This is a genomic window from Microcoleus sp. A6-C6 (genome assembly GCF_036705955.1).
Taxonomy (GTDB): domain Bacteria; phylum Cyanobacteriota; class Cyanobacteriia; order Cyanobacteriales; family Microcoleaceae; genus Microcoleus.
This window is the reverse complement of record NZ_JAUBVR010000004.1, coordinates 73,107-91,454: the sequence shown is the minus strand read 5'-3', so window position 1 is coordinate 91,454 and position 18,348 is coordinate 73,107. Positions and strand designations below refer to the sequence as shown.

Below are 18,348 nucleotides of genomic sequence, written 5' to 3'. Positions count from 1 at the left end.
TATCGGACTTTCGGTGCGCACGGATCACCACACATTTACGATCGGCTTCGCGGTGCGCTATGCCCTATGTTGGAAGCGTACCTGATCTTTCTGAGAAAGGCTATATCTTATTTGCTAACAGATTGCTTTGGCCAAGTAAACCGAAAAGTTGCTCCCTCACCTTCGGCTGATTCTATGGAAATACTGCCTCCTTGACCTTCAACAATCTTCTTCACCAGCGACAAACCAATGCCAGTATTTTCAACTTTATCACGAGCTTCCAAAGTCTGAAAAATCACAAAAACTTTATCATGATATTGAGCAGCAATCCCCTGCCCGTCATCCGCCACAGCAAACTCGTAAAAATCGTCAAAGTCTTTAACCGATATGTTTACGTAACCGGATTCACTTCTATTGTGCTTGATAGCGTTGCTAATTAAATTAGCAAAAACCTGCTGCAACGGCAATCTTTCAGTCACAAAAGTTGGCATTCCCGGTTCAATTTTTACCTCAAATCCCGACGGCGGCGCCAACGAATCAATAACTTCTGCTAATAACTTCTCAACTTTTACCATTTCTGAAGGCACTTGAATGCGTCCGACGCGGGAATATTGCAGCAGTCCCTCAATCAAAGCTTCCATCCTGTGAACTCTGCCGCGCAGCAGGTTCATTTGGTGCAGAGTATCCTCTGTCATCGACTCGCTGAGGTCTTCTTCTATCCAACTGCTGAGATTTGCGATCGCCCTGAGTGGCGCTTTCAAATCGTGAGAAACTACATAAGCAAACTGGTCTAATTCTTGATTCCGCTTTCTCAAAACACTCGTCGTCTTAGCCAGCGACTGCGCCATCCAATTCAATTCTTCAGCGCGCAACTTGAGCGCTTCTTCAGCTTGTTTGCGTTCCCTAATATCTTCTACCACACTCATCAGAAATTGACTGCCATTTTGTTCTCGCAGCAGCGAAACCGTCAAGTTTGCCCAAACCAACTCTCCGTCGTTGCGGATGTAGCGCTTTTCCAGAGAGAAATTTTCAATTTCTCCTGCTAACAATTGGCGCAAAAGTTCCTGTTCGCTTGCTAAATCTCCGGGCCAAGTAATCTGCTGAAATCTTTTCTCAACCAATTCTGGGCGACTGTAGCCCAAAATTTCGCAAAGTTTTTGATTGACTAACAGCAACTTGCCATCCACACTCGCTTGAGCCATGCCGACTGCGGCTTGTTCAAAGGTATCTCGAAACCGCTGTGCGCTTTCGGCTAAAGCAATTTCTGAGCGTTTGCGATCGCTAATATCGTTGCTAATTTCCAAAATAGCCACGGGTTGATCTTGATCGTCGTACTGCAAAGTCCACCGGCTTGCCACCATTATTTTTGTGCCGTCTTTCTTGGTACGCACCAGTTCCCCTTGCCAAGAACCCCGCTCGAAAAATACTTTTTGAATTTCCTCCAAAGGCTGCTTCCATTCTGTTTGCAAAAGCTCGTGAATATTTTTTCCGATTGCTTGCGACTTCCGCCATCCGTAGAGCCACTTCGCGCCCAAATTCCAATAAGAAATCGTCCCGTTCAAGTCGAGTACCGCGATCGTATCGTTCGCCAAATCCAGCATTTGCGCTTGCTTGCGCAGAGTTTCCTCAGCTTGTTTTCGTCCTCTAGCATCGCGGCAAATCGCAATAAACAAGTGTTGATTTGCCAGACGCATCTCGCTGATGGCCAACTCCATCGGAAACTTGGTTCCGTCCCTGTGAAGTCCAACTGTTTCTTGCTGGTAAGTCTTCAGCTTAGCATCGGGATTTAACATAAAATATTCGATCGAGTAATCCCCCGCGGTGTTGTACGGCTGTGGTTTAGCTATCAGCCTGCGTAGGTTCGAGCCAATTGTGCGATCGGCTTGAGCGCCAAAAATCCGTTCTGCGGCCGCATTAAAAGACTCAATATTTCCCCCTTCGTCCAAAGTAATAATCCCGTCAGCCGCATTATCTACCACAGCTTGAATCCGAGTTTTACTTTCCTCCAAGCCTGCTTGCCGCTTCCTCAATTCCTGCTCTAAACTATCAAATAAATACCAGGAAGCCCCTGCACCTAAACAGCCGAAAACCAAACCAGCAACTTGTACGAAATTAGTTAAATCTATCAACTCTCGTCTTTGCCGATCTAAAGCTTTCTGCTGGGCTTCGCCGACATCAAGAAACGCATTAATTTGTGCGCGCAGCTTATCCATCTTCAATTTGCCTTGAGCAAACACCTGAATTATTTCCGGTGACTGTACTTTTATGGCAGAACTGTCGAGCTTATTCAAAGTATTTTGCAAGAAAGTTATTTGCTGTTCGCTACTTTTTTTGATTTCTTCAAATGGCTGAGCTTGCAGTTTATTTTCTCGAACCATAACTTTGATTTTAGCCAGCAGCGGAGGCAAACTTTTCTTTGCTTTTAAGTAGGGTTCTAGAAAATCGCGGCGATTCGTCAACCCGTAACCTCGAATGCCCGTTTCCGCATCCACCGCCAGTGTTAACGAGCGGTTAGTTTCCTGAAGTATTTCCCTATTAGTATCTGCTCGCTGTCTGATTTTTAGGGTAATATCGCGGATACCTACAATTGCTATAAGTGAAGCAAACAGACAAATCACGGGGATAGCAACGATGACTGTTCCCCGCTGGCGAATCGGTCGGTCTGTCCATGTAAGTTCGATGAAGCGATCGAGCAAATACTTCACGGATATTGAAGGATAAAGTTTGTTGGCAGTATATCGCTTTTTGGCAATTTAGGCTAGGGATAAGTTCATTTTTTTGTTTGGCAATAACTGGGGACTAACCGTGGAAACTAGATTAGACCCCTGCAATAGCTACCTGCTGAAAGTTACAACAGATTTTTTACCAAGCTTTTTAAACGGAAGTAAGGAGAAGGAAAGGGTTTTTTTCGGCAGCGAAATCGTAGGCGAAGCAGAAAGAATCGTTTCTACTTTACCCTCGTTTTCGCCTTCGGCTTTTGCTTTAAAAGTAGAGTCTGTTTCGCAAGCATTCTGAACTGTTGGAACTACAATCCACCTGCCTGTAGCGGGATCGCGATGACAAGTGAAAGGATTTATTTTTAGCGGTTGACTGCAAGGTTTAATCATGTAGATGCACTCCTTTGATTCTGAGAACTTGCGCGCTGATGAAGGCGGCATTGCTATCTCGCCAGTAGAGGCAGCAGTTTGAAGGTAAAAAGCAGAATTGTGTTTCTGCGTCCAGAGACCTTTGATAATTCCTGATTTCCTGTTAACTTTTGCCTTCTACTGGTTCCCGACCATAGCATTACTTTTACCCAATTGCCTTTCTGCAAGCAACCCCCCACCCCCTTAATCAGGTTGAGGTGCGACTTGTGAATGCAGCGAGGCGCCTGATCCCGCCTGCGACACAATTTTGGGATAATACAGGTATTCTAGGCTGGGAAAAAATGCTACTGTGTGATCGGCAACAGAGGTCGATCGCGATCGGTGTCACAATTAAAACAGGAATAGGTCATTGGTCATTGGTCATTGGTGATTGGTCATTGGTCATGGCGAATTATTGCATCTTTCACCCATCCGTTAAATCTGTTAAATCCATCGCGTACTCCTTGCCTTCTTCCTAATGACCAATGACTACTGACTACTGACTACTGACTACTGACTACTGACTACTGACTACTGACTAATATCAACTTTTGCTTTTAATTGAACTGTAAAAGTAGAGCCAATATCTAATTGACTCTCAAGAGTAATATCGCCGCCCATCATCTGACAAAACAAGCGGCTAATCGCCAATCCTAAACCGGTGCCACCGTACTTGCGAGTAGTCGAAGCATCTCCTTGCATAAAAGGTTGAAACAAACCATGCTGCTGTTCTGGCGACATTCCAATCCCCGTATCAGATACCTGCAAATAAACCCAATCGCTGTCGCCTGCTGGTTCGCGAGTCGCGCTCAACAGCACCGTTCCACCTTCGGTAAACTTCAGGGCATTCGAGAGCAAATTGAACAGAATTTGCCGGACTTTAGTCAAATCTGCATACATCACTCCCAAATTTTCAGAGCAAGAAACTTGCAATTGATTTTGATTTTTTTCGACCAAAGGGTGCAAAGTTGCAACGACTTCTTCTATTAAATTACTGAGGTCAAATTTTTCTAAATAAAGCTCCATCCGACCAGCTTCTATCTTAGAAAGGTCTAGAATATCGTTAATTAAAGTCAGCAAGTGTTTGCCGGCGTTATAAATTTTTTGGGTATCGGGAATGATGTCTTCGAGTCCCGATTCGCGTGCTTCTTCTTGTAGCATTTCGCTGTAACCGATAATCGCGTTGAGCGGTGTCCGCAGCTCGTGGCTCATATTGGCTAAAAAAGTGCTTTTAGCTCTCGAAGCTGCTTCAGCTTTGTGTAAGGCTTCTTGCAAGGCTATTTCGGCTCTTTTGCGCTCGGCAATTTCGATGCGGAGCAGTTTATTGGCGGCGGTGAGTTGAGCGGTGCGCTGATCGACGGTCATTTCTAGCTGCGCTTTGGCTTTGGAGAGTGCTTCCTGAGCCCGCTGGCGCTCAAATCCTTCGATCGCCAACGCTACCAAATTTGCCAAAGAATCAGCGAAGGTGCGCTCCTCCAAAGCCCACTGGCGGGGCGCGCCGATATGTTCGAGAGAGAGGATGCCCACGATCTGGCCGCCGAGCCTAATTGCTACATTTAATATGGATGAATTGGGCTTGCTGGCATTTGGCCGCACAGTGGAATGTTCGGCTAGCGAAGATGAGTGGGAAAAATTTGTTTGTAGAGATTTTTGAGTTTTTGTCGTAGGTTCTAAAGCATTGTCCGATCGCAAATTTTCGCCCGGTGTGTCGCCTTCAACCTCTAAAATTGATAAATTTAAATCGCTTGCCGATGTGGACTCCCGGCTCAAATGATTCTCCTGGGTGCGATCGTACAAGTCGAGACAAACTAATTTGAGGTTGGGGATTTTAAACTTAGAATGATTCACCCCCTCGTGTTGCTCTGGGGCAGTGGCCTCTGTATCGAGTGCCTCTGTTTGGTTCTGGGCGAGCACTCTCTCGGTAAAATTTAGCTGAGACGGATTGGGGTAACGAGTTCCAAATCTCAAGTGGTTGTAAAGCCAGACGCTGACTTTTTCCACTTCCAAAGTGCGGGAAGCAGCCTCGGTAATTTCGCGAATTCCCACATTCAGCGCGCCGTTGTTGAGAGTCCTCTGCCTACCTAGCTGCAACAAAGCCAAACTCTGGCGGCGGAGACGCTTTTCGCTCTCTTGGAGAGTTTGTTCTGCTTCCTTGCGTTGGGTGAGGTCGTACAAGGCGCACAATGCCGTCTGCTGCCCGTTAAACACCAGCGACTGAACCGAGATCATCGCCCAGAAAGCGGTGCCGTCTGATTTTTTGCAGTGGAGTTCGTAGTTTTGCAGGTATCCCTCTTTAGCAAGTGCCTCAAGTACCTTTGGGCGATCGGCGGGGTTCAAGTAAAAGTCTGGAGTGGTGCAGCCGATCAATTTTTCTAGGGGTATGTTCAGGAGAGAAGCCAATTGAGCGTTCGCATACAAAATTAAGCCGTCACAGAGGCGAGAAACTAATACGGGCACGGGAGTTGCTGAGGCGATCGCCCGAAACTGCTCTTCGCTTGAACGCAGCGCCAACTGAGCTTTGCTCAGCAAGTGAGCTTCCATCGTATCTGAATGTTCGGTGGTAGTCTCCAGCAAAATTTCTAGGTCAACCTTTTCGCGCTTCAAGTTTTCAAGTTCCGCACTCAGCCGCTGAACGTCCAAAAGTAGCTGTTCTCTCGATGGTTCTTCCTGCATAGCAATTGAAAATTGGTAATTTTTAGTCTGTGCTGAAGTTTTTTACGGTTTAGTGCTAAATTAACTATGACTTATTCCGATTAACTTCAGCCACCCTCATCCTGGTTCCCGGACTTAGCCGGGGATTCATCTTTACCTTTGGCGCTACTATTCCAATTCTAAGTGCAAGGAAGGCATCAGCCGCTGCAAGTTCTTCAGAGATTTTATCTGCCAGGGGATCTGTTTAGAACCTTTGATGGCGATTTGAATATTTTTTTGCTGGCGCACTTTGATCACAAATTTTGAGAAAATATTAATTCCAGAACTATTTAAAAATTCTAGCTTTCGCAAGTCTAGAGTAACGGTGTTTGGGCAGGAGTCAGCCACTTCGTTGAGCAGATCGACGATCGGCGCGTATTCTTCCGCCTGGCTGAGCCGGAACGAGCCGCAGCAGGTGACTGTTTGTGTAGGGCGATCGTAATGGATGTTGTAATCTTTGGTCTGAATCTCCATACTTTTGTCAGTTGCCGGTTTTGAGTGTTGACATACTCCCCATGCCTAAAGGCGAGGGGATTCTAAACCCGGACTAAAATAAATAGTCTCCGAAGTTTAGGCGCTTCACTTCATTGTCCGATACTACCGAAGTAGTTTTACTCAAACTCTGTGCTCGTTTAGAGTCGTGGCGATGCCCCATCCCGACTTTTTCTATATTTTTAGCGGCGTTCAAATCTCGATCGTGTTTAGCTCCGCAGTTTAAGCACTGGACCCGGCGCACACAGAGGTCTATTTTTCCCCATCTAAACCCGCACTCTGAGCAAATTTGAGAGGTCGGCTCCCAGCGAGAAATTACCTTAAATTCTCTGCCGTATTTCTCCGACTTGCCCTCACAAAGCGTCCTAAATTCTCCCCATCCTTGCTGACTTATTGCCCTTGACAATCTCCGATTTTTAACCAGACCTGCTACGTTCAAATCTTCTAAGATAATGGTTTGGTTTTCACTCACCAACTTAGTAGATAGTTTGTGCAGAAAATCCTTTCGAGTATCAGCAATCTGGTTGTGTAGCTTGGCAATTTTAAGCCTAGTTTTATCCCGACGTTTTGAGGTCTGGACTTGACGGGATAGCTGGCGCTGTAGTCTGCGAATTTTACGATCTAGCACTTTGTAGCTTGGACTTTGTGCGGTTGTACCATCACTCATTGCAGCGAAGGTTTTAATGCCCAAGTCTACACCGATGCTTTGGTCTTTAGCCTCGCTCTGGATGGGGGAAACTTCTACAACAAAGCTTAGCAAATATCGGTTTGCACAGTCCTTGATTATCGTAACAGAGCTAGGATTGGATGGTAATTTTCTAGACCAAACGGGAAATACGTCCCCTATTTTGGCCAGATAAACCTCATTACCTCTCAATACAAAACCGTTGCGCGTTAACCTTGCCGATTGGCTGTTTGTCTTTTTCTTGAACTTAGGATAGCCGACTTTTTTTCCTTTTCTTTTTCCTGTGCAGGACTTGAAAAAATTGCTAAACGCAGTCTCTAAATCTGAGACAGATTGTTGTAGAGGAATAGCTGAAACTTCTCCCAACCATTCTCTTTCTGGTGTCTTTTTAGCTAAAGTTAAAACTAATTTTTGCAATTCGGCAGAACTAGGTTTTCTGTCTGACTGTTTGCAAAGTCTTAGAGCATCATTCCAGACTACCCGCACACAGCCAAACAATTTAGATAATCTAATTTTTTGTTCAATTGTCGGATAGAATCTGTATTGATACCGCCCTTTCATTTCCCCTCCTTTGTGTTCTTAATTTACTATACCATAGTATACTAAGCAATAAGCAATCAGGAAGATTGGGAAATTAATTTCAAGGCGGTTGAAACCGCGCCCGACTTCATCCCCATATCTAAAGCTAGGGGCTTTCGTCTCGTTCTTCCGGTAAAGGGGCTTTGGCTACGTGAGCGAGGATTGAGCTTCAGGCTAGCACGATCAAAATTCAGCCGTTTGCCGAATGCCGAAGGCCTTTGCGTGTGTAACTTTTATTACATATACTGCCAACTGTACCATTGCCACAGGCAGTTATGAGTTCTTTTAAAATTTACCAGTTGTGATACCTGTTGGAAAAAAGAATGCAACTGTTGGCTAGCTCCAAACCCTGATAGTCATCAGTCATTGCCAATCTAACATCTCAAATCTCAAATCTCAAATTGTATGAGTTGTGGGGTTGACGAGACCAGCTTTTGCTGAAGTTCCGAGCTATCAATTCGATTTTTTTTCTCAAGTTAGTATTGACAAAATCACCAAAATGTGAGAGATATTGCACATCTGAGACTGAAGTGAAGGGAGAATATTTAATGGCAATTTCAGGAATTACAGAAAAGCTTTTGGCGGCTAAAAAAGCTCAGGGAATTAGTTTTGCAGATTTGGAAAAAGTTTTGAGGCGCGACGAAGTTTGGATTGCTGCGGTTATTTACCGTCAAGCTACCGCATCGGTCGATGAAGCCGAGAAAATTGTCTCGGCTTTGGGACTGTCGGGCGAGACGGCTGCGATTCTCTGTGAACCTCCGTTAAAAGGTTCTTTGGATGCTGCTGTTCCGGTTGACCCGCTGATTTATCGCTTCTATGAAATCATGCAGGTGTACGGAATGCCACTCAAAGCAGTAATCCACGAAAAATTTGGTGACGGGATTATGAGCGCGATCGACTTTACTTTGGATGTCGAGAAAGAAGCAGACTCAAAAGGGGATCGAGTGAAAATAATTATGTCGGGAAAATTTTTGGAATACAAAAAATGGTAAGCCCGTGCCGCTTTGCTCGAAAGTGAAAATTAAAAATTAAAAATTGGGTCGGAGGGCTGACGACTAATGACCGTGCCTCAAAAGTGTTAACTTAGAAATAGAGACCGCGAAGCTTGACCAAGCAAAAAATTGAGACAAGCCCCTGACTTAATTTGTGTATATCCCCAAGTTTTAGACGAAGGTTCAACCTCCAAAATTTATTTGTGGAGTAAATCTAAAATCTAAAATTCTTCAATCTAAAATCGACAGACTGGCGTGGGTGTCCGATCGGGAAACCTTTCTAGGGCAAAGAATTCGATCGCGCCGCAACTTCTCCAGTCAAAACAAGCAACCGTAACCGTAAAGTAAGAGGCTAAATATGTCAAAATATGACTCCCATCTCAGATGCTCCTTTTGCGGTAAGTCCCAGGAGTACGTCCGCAAGTTAATAGCTGGGCCCGGCGTCTACATTTGCGATGAATGCGTGGAACTGTGCAATGAAATTTTAGAAGAAGAGTTCTTTGATTCCAGCAAAACACAAGTTGGTCAACAGATTCCCCAATCAGAGGTGCGAGAGTCTCAGGGACAAGGAACACGACGCCAGAGTCGATCGAGCAAATCGAAAATTGTTTTAGCTAAAATCCCCAAACCCACAGAAATTAAACAGCATTTAGACAACCACGTCATCGGCCAGAACTCAGCCAAAAAAGTCCTTTCTGTAGCAGTTTACAACCATTACAAACGCTTAAGCGTAGACCAAGCCAAAGACAGCGGCAAATCTTCCCCCGACAGCGATGTCGAACTGCAAAAATCCAACATCATGCTAGTCGGGCCGACTGGTTGCGGCAAAACCTTGTTAGCGCAAAGTTTGGCGCAAATGCTGGAAGTGCCGTTTGCGGTAGCCGATGCGACGACGCTGACAGAAGCTGGATATGTGGGCGACGATGTAGAAAATATCTTGCTGCGGCTGTTGCAAATGTCGGATTTTGATGTGGAATCGGCACAGCGCGGGATTATTTATATTGATGAAATTGACAAGATTGCTCGCAAAAGTGAAAACACTTCGATCACCAGAGATGTATCGGGAGAAGGAGTGCAACAAGCGCTGCTAAAAATGTTGGAAGGAACGGTGGTTAATGTGCCTCCGCAAGGTGGCCGCAAACATCCTTACCAAGATTTTATTCAAGTTGACACTAGCAAGATTTTATTTATTTGTGGCGGTGCTTTTGTCGGTTTGGAAAAAATAGTTGAACAGCGTTTGGGTAAAAAATCCTTGGGCTTTATTCAGCCAACAGAAAGCGACAGCAATTCGACATTGGCTGCGAAGGATAAGCGGGTTGTTGATATTTTGCAACAGGTACAGCCGGACGATTTAGTTAAGTTTGGTTTGATTCCTGAGTTTGTCGGGCGGATTCCGGTGGTGACGGTGATTTCGCCGCTGGATGAGGCGGCTTTGATGCAGATTTTGACTGAGCCCCGAAATGCGCTGGTGAAGCAGTATCAGAAGCTGTTGAAGATGGATAGTGTGGAGTTGGAATTTGAGCCGGATGCGCTACGGGCGATCGCCCAGGAGGCCTATCGGCGCAAAACCGGCGCGAGAGCTCTCCGCAGCATTTTGGAGGAGTTAATGCTTGATGTGATGTACGAGTTGCCTTCTCGCAAGGATGTTGCTGACTGTATGATTACCAAGGAAATGGTCGAGAAGCGATCGACTGCTGAATTGCTGTGGCATCCCGCATGGCACAAACAGCACGAAACAGCTTAATTTGTAGTATGTAGGGTGTGCGGCGCGCACCCTGCAAACTTAGCAAGATTTTAGGGCACTAAAAAAATGTCAGCAGATATAGATAAAAAAAGTAAAACATACAGCCTTTCACTATCCAGTTTGCTGGTACGGACTGTAATTTACAGCGGTTTTATGGCTGGTATACTAGCATCTTTTTACAATTTCAAACTCAACACTATTTTCGTCTCAAGCAGTCCGAAATCTCCGGCACTACAAGCAGATCTGGCTTCGATCAATAAAGCGCAGGAAGATTACTATGCAAAAAATAACAAATTTAGTGATTCCCTGGAAGGGTTGGCTATACAAGGTCTCAGCAAAGCTCAATATTATTACCACATTGACTCATTATTAATAAACCCAGTTCAAACGTTGGAGAATAAGCGCGAACCAGCACAATTTGAAAGCGCGATCGCATTTTCTCAAAAGCTGGATTCCGTTAGCCAAAAAGACTACAGTCCAGTATATATAGGAGCAGTATTTGCTTTCAAAAAAGATGTTAGCAATCAACTAATAACTATTTCGGCAATCTGCGAAAGCGAGCCGGAAAAGGAGGTGGATCAATTCAATCTGATACAGCCAACTTTTGACGGCACAGAAATTCACTGCCCGCCCGGTACAAATATTTTAAGGTAATACCTTTAAACTATTTTGTGTCATTCTTTGATTGTCTAAATAAAATTCAAACTTCCAATTCCCAGGCTTGTCATCCTTTGTAAAATTGTACCCGCACCAAGTATTTAGTCTATCTGCCGTTGTTCTTAAATGAGATCGACCGTCGGCTGCCAATTTTCCTTGAGAGTCAAATACGCGACAAGTACCGTAATATTCTCCCGGTGAAAAGTTAGTAACACTGACAGCAAAATAGACTTTATGTGGTTTTTTTAAAGACACAAAATCTATAATTTGTTCCGATTTTAGTTCGCTAGTTAACATCACTTGAGTCACAGGTTTTAACTTCGGTTTGCTGGTTTTTGGTTGGGATTTAACTACTTGTTGAGGTTCCTGAGATTTCCAAATAAATGGGAGTAAAATAGCAGCACTTGCTGTCAACAATCCGACTGATATCAGTGCAAGTTTGGATTTTTTAGGCTGGCGAAGTATTTTGAGAGGAATCAAAGCATTGAGGGCTGCATCTGCGGAAGGATAGCGGTGTTTAAAATTTGGTTCCACCATTTTTTGCAGCCAGTCAAGAAATTCTGGAGTTAGCTGCGGCAAGCGATGTTTAAAATTAATCCGCCCTGTCTCGTCCATCAAGCTGCCAACTTCGGTAGAATTGATGCCGATTAGCAAACAAATTAGCGTCGCGCCGAGACTGTATAAATCCGATGCGACGGTTAGCTGGCGGTTGAACATTTGTTCGGGTGGCATAAAGCCCAAAGTGCCTTTGACAACGCTGCTGGCGGCGACTTCTCCCCCGCCGATTCTAGCAAATCCGAAATCGACAAGGCTGACATTTAGCCGATCGTCCACCAAGATATTTTCCGGCTTTAAATCTCGGTGGATAACGGGCGGCACCCCATTTTGCAAGTATTTGAGTATTTCTAACACAGAAATAGCAATTTGCTTGGTTTGTTGCGGTGTTTGCTGGCGCGAAGTTGCGAGGGAATTAGCATTTTTGTATTCCTGTACCATGCAGAAACCCGATGCAGTTTGGAAAGAATCTAAATAGCGGGGAATGTTGGGGTTATCGAGTGCTCGCAAAATCTGAATTTCTTTTTCGTAAGCTTGATATTCCGCCCAATTAGCGCCAGTCTGGGCAAATTGAAATTGTTTGACAACGACGGAACGTTTGGTATTAATTTCGGTAGCGAGATAGGTAACTCTACCGCCCGCGCGGTTGTGTCCGAGTTCGCGAGTTACTTGATAGCCGTAGTTGGAAAAGTCAGGAAAAGCGTTCATAGGTTCGCAATAATAAATTCAGTTCCAACAAGGTTTGTAGTAAGGACTTCAGTCCTCAATAACTCAGTAAAACAAGCGAGCAATTGTTTAAGGTTTAATTAAACTTGCTTGTAATTTGCGATACTTAGCAAGGATTCTATTTGGCTTAAAAACACTCATCTCAAGTAATGGAATAGCAGTGACAGCTAAAGAGGCGATTATAGCTCCTCCTACAGCTATTATTTCCATTGGTTCAACCCATTCTCGTTGAGCGACAACGTTTGAAAACAGTCGAAATACTACTACCAAGCTAGTACAAAATCCGGTCGTAAGAAAAGCTATTTTGTCATTATAAATGTTAATTATTCTTCTGAGGGTAGTCTGCTCGTCAATCCGATTATGAAAAATCCTATAAACTATCATGCAACACAAATAAACTATCATGCAACATAAATTGCTTAGGAAAATAAAAAATGCTGCATTGAAAGCCTCATCGAATATCATTGCCACGAAAGAAAACAATGCAAACAATGCAAATAATAAAAATTGCCCGATAATAGCAATAATCATAGCCAAATTCCTATTCATCATACTTCCAAGTGCAGCTCCACATAAACTAAAGAATATCAGCGCAATTACCATCCCTATCGAGGCAGCAATTGATAGAATTGTATTGTTCGATAGGGGTAAATTACGAATAACTTCAGTAACAACAGACAAAACGAAAAAATATAAAATTAATCCTATTAGCGATCCTAATACTCCTCCTACCCAAGTTTTTTTATTTCCATGTGATTCTGCTAAGAGTGTGATTTCAGCAACTGCAAATCCATAGACTAAGCTCATAATAATACCCAAAGCAATCTCATAGTTGCTGCCCATACTAAATAGAAAGCCGAATAACACCAACCAGCAGATCAAAATCAGGTTGCCCTTAGACAATAAAGTAGTTAGTTTTGGTATAGGAAGGAGAGCTGTTGTGACTTTAATTTTGAGTTGATAAGTGTCGGGTTCGGAATTTGTATGGAAGATTATATAGCGCTCATAAGCTTGACTTGCCAACAATTGTTTGGTATCAACTAGGATTTTGACATCAAAATTATTGCTCTCAAATTTCTGCGGCTCAAACGAGATCCAAGGGTGATCGTAAGGTGTATGCGGCGGATCATTCGGATGCGGCGCGACTTCCCATCTGCCACAAAGCATTGTATCGGGAATTGGGTTGCTAATTGCGATGGTTTGTGTTATTGTTTCTCCATATTCTGTAGCGGCAAATTCCAGCGTATCGCGCTCAAGCCTCACTTTCGGCAAGCTACTAACATCCAGAGATTTCAGAACGGCTAAAGCCTCAGTCGCTGACTGATGTCGATCCTGCAATCTCGGTGCTACCATCCTGTCCAGCCAGTTCATCCAACCCTGCTGCAATGGCGGTACTAAATGCCGGAAATGAATGCTATAATTATCATCAATTAAGTTACCGACATCCACGGATTTTGTACCTGTTAATAGGCAAATCAGCGTCGCCCCCAAGCCGTAAAGGTCGGATGCTTGTGTTAATTGTCGGTTAAACATTTGCTCTGGTGGCATGAATCCCATTGTGCCTTTGACAACGCTGCTGGCGGCGATGTTTCCACCTCCTAAGCGGGCAAAACCGAAGTCTACTAAGTAAACATTTAACTCGTCATCGATTAATAAGTTCTCTGGTTTGATGTCGCGGTGGATTACGGACGGTTTTTGGGATTGCAGGTAAGCTAGAATTTCTAAAGTGGCGATCGCAATTTGTTTAATATCCGGCGGCGAGAAAGTCCGGGCGATCGCACATTCGGCATTTTTGTATTCCTGCACCATGCAAAATCCGCTGTCAGTCCCGAAAGCATCGAGATAGCGGGGAATTCCCGGGTGTGCGAGCTTTTTGAGCACTTTGATTTCTTGTTCGTAAGCATCGTATTCCGCCCAGCTAGCACCTAATTGGGCGAATTGAAATTGCTTAATAACAACGGGCTTATTTGTGTTAATTTTTGTAGCGAGATAGGTGACGCGCCCGCCCAGACTGTTGTATCCGAGTTCGCTGGTTAGTTGATAGCCGTGGGTGGAAAAGTCGGGGAAGGTGTTCATAAGGTTTGTAGTGAGGACTTCAGTCCGCAGAAATATCAGAGGACTAAAGTCCTTACTACGAACGGGGTTAATTTATGTGGGTAGATATTAAAAATCGCTGTTACCAACATAACTTTTTTGGGAAAGGGCGGCAAGTGTGGTAAGATTTGAATTTGCGATCGGTTCTAGCGGGGAGCAGCCGCCAGAGGAAACGGGGAAAGTTCGGTGCAAGTCCGGCGCTGTCCCGCAACTGTAATGAAATCCTTGTGGTTTCTCAAGTCAGAATGCCCGCCGATATCTAACTCACTTTTACACGCATCTACGAGGTATGGATGATGAATGGAACTAACACGGCTGTACGCACAAAACACTGTCTTTTAGTTTGTACTGCTTGCGCTAGTGTTTGGAAAGATGGCAAGCGCGAAGGTAAAAGTGGCGGCCAACAATTCATGGAAGATTTATCGAAACTCGCTAAAGATTGGAAGTTTTCAGATGAATTTGATATTCGGGAAGTTGAGTGTATGAGTGCTTGCAGTCATGCTTGTGCCGTGTCTTTTGCTGCTGCTGGAAAGTATACTTATTTGTTTGGTGATTTGCCTGCCAATGAGCCGGAAAGCGTCGAGGCTGTGCTTGAATGTGCGAGTCAATATTATGCTAAGCCGGATGGTTTGTTGCCTTGGTCTGAGCGTCCTCAAGCTTTGAAAAAAGGTGTTTTGGCGAAGATTCCACCGCTGGGAAATTAGAGATAAGGAACGAAAATTTGGCGTTGCTGAACTTGAGTATGAATTGACTTTTTTTACCATTGAGTAAAACATAGACTTTTTGGGTCGTTGAGGTTTTGGGTAGAACTTAATTCATACCGTCAATCAGCAACGCCAAGTCCTCACTAAGAACCTGCTGTTTATGCTTGCATTCTCAGCCAGCTAAACACTTGTTCGGCAGTGATACTCATGGGAATCATTTCGGGCACGGGAACGACATCGCTACCTTCGCAGAATTGCGGTTGTTGATTGGGTAAAAATACTAAAATTGATCGATCGCCTGGATCGACTAGCCATCCCAACTGACAATTATGTTGCAGACAGTGAATATTTTTTTTAGTTACGCGATTTGAGCTTTGTTGTGGCGACAGGATTTCGATCGCCCAATAGGGTGCAATTAGCACATCATCCAACGGTTCGCCGTTCTCATCAAATTGAATCTGTTCCCACAATAGTACCGCAACATCGGGAACAATCGATCGCCCGCCAAACGTACACCGCAACTCAGGAAAAGCATAAGCTATCTTGGGAGTTTCAGTCACACAATTAATTTCGTTGCAGCTTCTTAATTGCAATAGGCTGTGCTTTGTTTTCGGCATAGGTTTTTGGACGATCTCGCCTTCAATGTATTCGCTGGCTGGTTTCGTTTCTGGCCGTTTCAGAAATTCTTCAAGGGTAATGCGCTCAATTGCGATCGTCATAAATAAATTCCTCAATGCTACCGATCTTCATTGTAAGACAAAAAATATTTATCTTGTATAAAAGTGCTGTTGAATCGCCTAATTTTGCAGAACAATCTGCTGTTTAAATTCAAATAAATTAGGACTTTTAGGATCGTAAGTAGCGCGCAACCAATGCACGTTGGGAGAACCAAAAGTTTCAACTCTAGTAAAGTTTTTCAGTCTCGGAAGTTGAGTTTCATCGGTAAAACGGGGTAAAGGTTTATCGATGCGGAAGTAGTGAGTATCGCCGTGCACGAATACGACTTGTCCCGGAAAACTGCGGGTTTCTGTTTCCAGAGTTGTGATAAAATCGTTGTAGCCAGTTATTCTTTTGTCGGTTCGATCGAGTTCAAAGCCCGGATTTGCCTGAGCAACTAACATAATTCCTTTGCTGTTGCTGCGTTTGGCTAAGGTAAAACATTCTTTGATCCAGGCTAAATTAGCTGAATTGCGATCGGCATATTCTTGATCTTGTTCAGGTGTGCGACCAAAATTGTTGTTACTTCCCGGCATATTTATCGCAAAAAATACCATCCCATTATAAGTCCAGCGGACATTTTCACGGTATTTAGCAAACTGTGGGTTTTCGCTTTGACGGGTGAGAGTCAAGGTGCGCTTTCCCAAACTTTGAGTACCTTTGTTGAAGATTTCCCGCAGTTTAGCGAGTCTTTCTATGGGATTATTTTAACTGCTGTTATTTGAACGGTGACAGTCAGTCCATTCGTTATCGCCATAGACGAGAATAAACGGCATTTCAAATTTGTTAAATAACTGCTGGCGACTGACAAAAGTTGCATCATCGCACACACTAGAAGCGTTTTTGATATCGCCGTCGTGGACGACAAATGCTGCGGGCGATCGATTGATTTCTGCAATCAAATTCGGAAATTTTGCTTCTTGTTCTGCACTGTAGGGCAAGTCGCCAATTAAGGCAAATTCAAAAGGTTTATCGCCAGAATTTTGAGCGTAAGTTAAAATACTAAAAGTGGTAATTGAGATAAAAATATAAAAGGCAATAATTAGATATTTTTTAGTCATTTATTTCGCGAAAACTAATTTAGTTATGATACCATAGATGCCGATAAATCACTATTAAAAGTTATGGATTTTCGTCGGTTGCTTTCGGTAATTGCTGTGCTTTCGATCGCAAGCTGCGACATCCAAACGCCAAAACCCAATATACAGCGCGAAAGTCGTAGCTTGCGGGGCGGGATGCCATCGCCCATTGCAGCCACTATACGCGCAAAACCCAAGTCTGAAATCAAAGAAGCACAACTGATTGCTGTGGGCGATATCATGATGCACAGTACGCAAACGCGATCGGGCTACGACGCAAAAAAGCAAACATACAATTTTGACAGTTTCTTCGCACCAGTTAAAAGTATCCTGTCAAAAGGCGATTGGGTAACGGGAAATCTCGAAACACCCTTAGCGGGCAAAGATGCGGGCGGATATACGGGATATCCGCTATTTAACGCACCGGCTCAATTACTGGATGCGGCTAAAAAAGCTGGATTTAATATCTTGACAACTGCCAACAATCATGCTTTGGATCGGGGAGAAACAGGAGTAATTAAGACGATCGCGAATTTGGGCGATCGCAAAATAGCGTCCACAGGGACAGCCAAATCGAAAGCAGCGGGCGATACGACTTTAATCATCACCAAAAACAAGATTTCACTTGCGATGTTAGCCTACAGCTACGGCACTAACGGCATCCCGATACCCAAAGGCAAAGATTACCTGGTTTCGCTAATTGACGAAAAACAGATAGTCAAAGACATCGCCAAAGCCAGAAAAAAAGGAGCAGATATAATTGCAATTTCCCTACATTTTGGCGACGAATATCAGCGACAGCCAAACCCCCAACAAAAACAATTAGTTGAAAATTTATTAAAAGCCGGTGCAGACATCATTCTCGGCAGTCATCCCCACGTCGTGCAGCCTTACAAAATCTTTAAATTCCCCGGAAAAAACGGGAAAACAAGAAAAGCCGTAGCAATTTATTCAATGGGAAACTTCATCTCCGGTCAGACTCAAGATCATACAGACTTAGGCGTAATTTTGCAAATCAATATTCGCAAGAAATTTCCCGAAAAAACTACAGAAATTACTAGCATCAAAGCAATTCCAACTTGGGTACACCGCTATACTCTGAACAATAAATCTAACTATCGCATTCTGCCATTAGAAACAACTGTCACCCAGAAAAAAGATGCGCTGCTAGCAACTTCGCAGTATCCAGTTTTAAAAGCATATTTACAAGAGATGAAAAATCATCTTAATTCTTTGAATAGTCAGAAAACATCAAAGTAATTTGGCATTTAGAATTGGTGATTGGAATTGAAGGCATAGCCGAGAGATTTATATTCCCAGGCAGTACCCATTGGTAAGGTAATAACTTCAGCTAGGGAAGCATTTGTCAATCAGGAATTATGCTCAGAATTTACTCAAATTTTGGGTAGAAAACTTAGATTTTGGCGATCGAACAATCATGCCGAATTGTCAGCAAATAAATTTACCCAAACTTGGATATCCTTTCCAATAAGTGCGAAATGGACAGCAGAATAGCGCGTCATATCAAC

15 protein-coding genes and 1 riboswitch are annotated in these 18,348 nt (G+C 43.8%); of the genes, 5 read left to right on the top strand and 10 right to left on the bottom strand.

All coding sequences use genetic code 11. The annotated features are described in order from the left end of the window. Positions 1 to 107: 107 nt before the first annotated feature. The 5 genes from QUB52_RS03600 to QUB52_RS03580 all read right to left on the bottom strand — a co-directional run bounded on the left by QUB52_RS03600 (position 108) and on the right by QUB52_RS03580 (position 7,533). A complete protein-coding gene (locus QUB52_RS03600; protein WP_332973758.1) occupies positions 108 to 2,684 on the bottom strand; it encodes a PAS domain S-box protein in 2,577 nt (858 codons plus the stop codon). Between the two features lie 129 nt (positions 2,685 to 2,813). Further along, positions 2,814 to 3,137 (bottom strand): hypothetical protein, encoded by a 324-nt coding sequence (locus tag QUB52_RS03595; RefSeq protein ID WP_265236234.1) that lies wholly within the window; start codon positions 3,135 to 3,137, stop codon positions 2,814 to 2,816. 498 nt (positions 3,138 to 3,635) lie between these two features. Next, positions 3,636 to 5,777: a PAS domain-containing sensor histidine kinase gene (locus QUB52_RS03590; RefSeq protein ID WP_332973757.1), complete on the bottom strand. Its 2,142-nt coding sequence runs from the start codon at positions 5,775 to 5,777 to the stop codon at positions 3,636 to 3,638. Between the two features lie 147 nt (positions 5,778 to 5,924). Continuing rightward, complete coding sequence (locus QUB52_RS03585) at positions 5,925 to 6,269, bottom strand: slr1659 superfamily regulator (RefSeq protein WP_332973755.1); 345 nt, start codon at positions 6,267 to 6,269, stop codon at positions 5,925 to 5,927. Positions 6,270 to 6,342: 73 nt separating this feature from the next. After that, entirely contained in the window at positions 6,343 to 7,533 is a 1,191-nt protein-coding gene (locus QUB52_RS03580) for an RNA-guided endonuclease InsQ/TnpB family protein (RefSeq protein ID WP_332966888.1), read from the bottom strand. Between the two features lie 566 nt (positions 7,534 to 8,099). Between QUB52_RS03580 and cynS the strand changes: the two genes are divergently transcribed. The 3 genes from cynS to QUB52_RS03565 all read left to right on the top strand — a co-directional run bounded on the left by cynS (position 8,100) and on the right by QUB52_RS03565 (position 10,941). Beyond that, entirely contained in the window at positions 8,100 to 8,543 is a 444-nt protein-coding gene (gene cynS, locus QUB52_RS03575) for a cyanase (protein ID WP_332973754.1), read from the top strand. A 358-nt stretch (positions 8,544 to 8,901) separates the two neighbouring features. Beyond that, a complete protein-coding gene (gene clpX / locus QUB52_RS03570; protein WP_332973753.1) occupies positions 8,902 to 10,287 on the top strand; it encodes an ATP-dependent protease ATP-binding subunit ClpX in 1,386 nt (461 codons plus the stop codon). Positions 10,288 to 10,353: 66 nt separating this feature from the next. Further along, the gene (locus QUB52_RS03565; RefSeq protein ID WP_332973752.1) at positions 10,354 to 10,941 is read left to right on the top strand and encodes a type IV pilin-like G/H family protein; all 588 of its coding nucleotides are present in this window, start codon (positions 10,354 to 10,356) and stop codon (positions 10,939 to 10,941) included. Here QUB52_RS03565 and QUB52_RS03560 read toward each other — a convergent pair. Next, the gene (locus tag QUB52_RS03560; protein WP_332973751.1) at positions 10,933 to 12,207 is read right to left on the bottom strand and encodes a serine/threonine protein kinase; all 1,275 of its coding nucleotides are present in this window, start codon (positions 12,205 to 12,207) and stop codon (positions 10,933 to 10,935) included. The two genes, QUB52_RS03565 and QUB52_RS03560, sit on opposite strands and share 9 nt — an antisense overlap. Before the next feature lie 87 nt (positions 12,208 to 12,294). Further along, positions 12,295 to 14,301: a serine/threonine protein kinase gene (locus QUB52_RS03555; RefSeq protein ID WP_332973750.1), complete on the bottom strand. Its 2,007-nt coding sequence runs from the start codon at positions 14,299 to 14,301 to the stop codon at positions 12,295 to 12,297. Between the two features lie 142 nt (positions 14,302 to 14,443). Further along, positions 14,444 to 14,590, top strand: a riboswitch (cobalamin riboswitch). A 22-nt stretch (positions 14,591 to 14,612) separates the two neighbouring features. Between QUB52_RS03555 and QUB52_RS03550 the strand changes: the two genes are divergently transcribed. Then, the gene (locus tag QUB52_RS03550; RefSeq protein ID WP_321161615.1) at positions 14,613 to 15,023 is read left to right on the top strand and encodes a DUF1636 domain-containing protein; all 411 of its coding nucleotides are present in this window, start codon (positions 14,613 to 14,615) and stop codon (positions 15,021 to 15,023) included. 158 nt (positions 15,024 to 15,181) lie between these two features. Here QUB52_RS03550 and QUB52_RS03545 read toward each other — a convergent pair whose 3' ends face one another. From QUB52_RS03545 to QUB52_RS03535, 3 genes are all read right to left on the bottom strand, one after another. Further along, complete coding sequence (locus QUB52_RS03545; protein ID WP_332973749.1) at positions 15,182 to 15,742, bottom strand: Uma2 family endonuclease; 561 nt, start codon at positions 15,740 to 15,742, stop codon at positions 15,182 to 15,184. Between the two features lie 78 nt (positions 15,743 to 15,820). Beyond that, positions 15,821 to 16,372 (bottom strand): hypothetical protein, encoded by a 552-nt coding sequence (locus QUB52_RS03540; RefSeq protein WP_332973748.1) that lies wholly within the window; start codon positions 16,370 to 16,372, stop codon positions 15,821 to 15,823. A gap of 75 nt (positions 16,373 to 16,447) precedes the next feature. Then, complete coding sequence (locus tag QUB52_RS03535) at positions 16,448 to 16,801, bottom strand: hypothetical protein (RefSeq protein WP_332973746.1); 354 nt, start codon at positions 16,799 to 16,801, stop codon at positions 16,448 to 16,450. 63 nt (positions 16,802 to 16,864) lie between these two features. On the opposite strand from QUB52_RS03535, the gene QUB52_RS03530 reads away from it, so the two are divergent. Continuing rightward, positions 16,865 to 18,079 (top strand): CapA family protein, encoded by a 1,215-nt coding sequence (locus QUB52_RS03530; RefSeq protein ID WP_332973745.1) that lies wholly within the window; start codon positions 16,865 to 16,867, stop codon positions 18,077 to 18,079. The last annotated feature ends 269 nt before the right edge of the window (positions 18,080 to 18,348 follow it).

Excerpts from the sequence above, each read along its gene's own strand:
- QUB52_RS03545 (WP_332973749.1), bottom strand. The coding sequence starts at position 15,742 with ATGACGATCGCAATTGAGCGCATTACCCTTGAAGAATTTCTGAAACGG.
- QUB52_RS03565 (WP_332973752.1), top strand. The coding sequence starts at position 10,354 with ATGTCAGCAGATATAGATAAAAAAAGTAAAACATACAGCCTTTCACTA.
- QUB52_RS03535 (WP_332973746.1), bottom strand. The coding sequence starts at position 16,801 with ATGACTAAAAAATATCTAATTATTGCCTTTTATATTTTTATCTCAATT.
- QUB52_RS03530 (WP_332973745.1), top strand. The coding sequence starts at position 16,865 with ATGGATTTTCGTCGGTTGCTTTCGGTAATTGCTGTGCTTTCGATCGCA.
- QUB52_RS03580 (WP_332966888.1), bottom strand. The coding sequence starts at position 7,533 with ATGAAAGGGCGGTATCAATACAGATTCTATCCGACAATTGAACAAAAA.
- QUB52_RS03555 (WP_332973750.1), bottom strand. The coding sequence starts at position 14,301 with ATGAACACCTTCCCCGACTTTTCCACCCACGGCTATCAACTAACCAGC.
- QUB52_RS03590 (WP_332973757.1), bottom strand. The coding sequence starts at position 5,777 with ATGCAGGAAGAACCATCGAGAGAACAGCTACTTTTGGACGTTCAGCGG.
- QUB52_RS03560 (WP_332973751.1), bottom strand. The coding sequence starts at position 12,207 with ATGAACGCTTTTCCTGACTTTTCCAACTACGGCTATCAAGTAACTCGC.
- cynS (WP_332973754.1), top strand. The coding sequence starts at position 8,100 with ATGGCAATTTCAGGAATTACAGAAAAGCTTTTGGCGGCTAAAAAAGCT.
- clpX (WP_332973753.1), top strand. The coding sequence starts at position 8,902 with ATGTCAAAATATGACTCCCATCTCAGATGCTCCTTTTGCGGTAAGTCC.
- QUB52_RS03585 (WP_332973755.1), bottom strand. The coding sequence starts at position 6,269 with ATGGAGATTCAGACCAAAGATTACAACATCCATTACGATCGCCCTACA.
- QUB52_RS03550 (WP_321161615.1), top strand. The coding sequence starts at position 14,613 with ATGATGAATGGAACTAACACGGCTGTACGCACAAAACACTGTCTTTTA.
- QUB52_RS03595 (WP_265236234.1), bottom strand. The coding sequence starts at position 3,137 with ATGCCGCCTTCATCAGCGCGCAAGTTCTCAGAATCAAAGGAGTGCATC.